Raw genomic sequence first — 1,176 nt, forward strand, 5'->3', positions numbered from 1 at the left:
GCGGCGAGTTCCATCCGCTCGGTGCCTGTCAACTGGCGGCCGAGGGCTTCGAGCACTCGGCGTACGACGCCTTCTGCGTGGCGGCGGGTGGGGTAGGCACCGTCGTAGCGCACCTTTTCCAGCAGCTGGTCGAAGGTGACGGTTGCCGTCGGGGCAGGGGGCGCGGGGGGAGAGAGAAGAGTCATGAGGGCTTCGGCTTTCCTTGCGTGACCGCCTTCTGCGGGAGAGCGGCTGTTCCGTGTGAACCGTGTTCTTCGCGGAGGTCGGTTGTCCGGCGTGGAGTGAGGGGGCCGGTGCCGCCGGAGCCCAGGCGCGATTGCGGGCGAACCGTCCTGGGCCCGGCCGGCGGACGTGCGACCGGCGGATCAGCTGTCGAGTACCTTGCGTTCGCCGGTGCCGCGCACGCTGATCTTGCGGGGCTTGGCCCGCTCCGCGATCGGGATGCGGAGGGTCAGGACGCCGGCCTCGTAGTCCGCGGAGATGTGCTCGGTGTCGAGGGTGTCGGCCAGGACGAGCTGGCGGGAGAAGACACCCAGAGGCCGCTCGGCCAGTTCCGTCTGGGCGCTCTCCGAGCGCGGCAGCGGGCGGCGCTCCGCCTTCACGGTGAGCATGTTCCGCTCGACGTCGATGTCGAGGGCGTCGGGGTCGATGCCCGGCAGGTCGAAGGCGATGACGTACTGGTCGCCGTCTCGGTAGGCGTCCATCGGCATCGCGGACGGGCGGGACCATGTTCCCGGACCCATCAGATGCTGGGCCAGCCGGTCGAGTTCCCGGAACGGGTCAGTGCGCATCAACACGGGATACACCTCCAGATGAGTTCAGGCAGTTGCTGCCAATGCGCTTCACCTGACACCGTTGTAACATGTCATCCAAACGACGACAAGAGAAACGTCATCCAGGAGATGACGATGCTGAAGGGGAGGGGAGAGTGAGCGGCAAACTTCCGGCGCCGGACTCGTTCGCGGCGACGGCCACGGCGCTCGAGGCCCTTGCACAGGCCCTGCAGACCGCACAGTCCGCAAGGATTGCCGCACCCGACGATCCCCAGGGCGCCCTCGCTGCGCTGCTCCTCCTGCGGCAGGTTCGTGAACAGCTGGCCGGCTGGGAGCCGGGACTGGTCGAAGCGGCGCGGCAGGCGGGCGCGAGCTGGGCCGATCTGGCCCATCCGCTCGGCGT

General features: G+C 68.6%; 2 protein-coding genes and 1 pseudogene. 1 reads left to right on the top strand and 2 read right to left on the bottom strand.

Translation table 11 applies throughout. From position 1 onward, the window contains the following. Together ACFYR3_RS45785 and ACFYR3_RS45790 are read right to left on the bottom strand one after the other, a co-directional pair. Positions 1-185 (bottom strand): DUF2267 domain-containing protein (locus ACFYR3_RS45785; protein WP_389288372.1); only part of this gene is annotated, 185 nt, incomplete at its 3' end. A gap of 180 nt (positions 186-365) precedes the next feature. Continuing rightward, positions 366-797 carry an Hsp20/alpha crystallin family protein gene (locus ACFYR3_RS45790; protein WP_355859054.1) on the bottom strand — a complete coding sequence of 144 codons (432 nt, stop codon included), beginning with the start codon at positions 795-797 and terminating at the stop codon, positions 366-368. A gap of 131 nt (positions 798-928) precedes the next feature. Here ACFYR3_RS45790 and ACFYR3_RS45795 point away from each other — a divergent pair. After that, positions 929-1,176: pseudogene (locus ACFYR3_RS45795) on the top strand (type III effector protein); the annotation flags it as partial.

Source organism: Streptomyces sp. NPDC005784, assembly GCF_042871525.1.
Classification (GTDB): domain Bacteria; phylum Actinomycetota; class Actinomycetes; order Streptomycetales; family Streptomycetaceae; genus Streptomyces.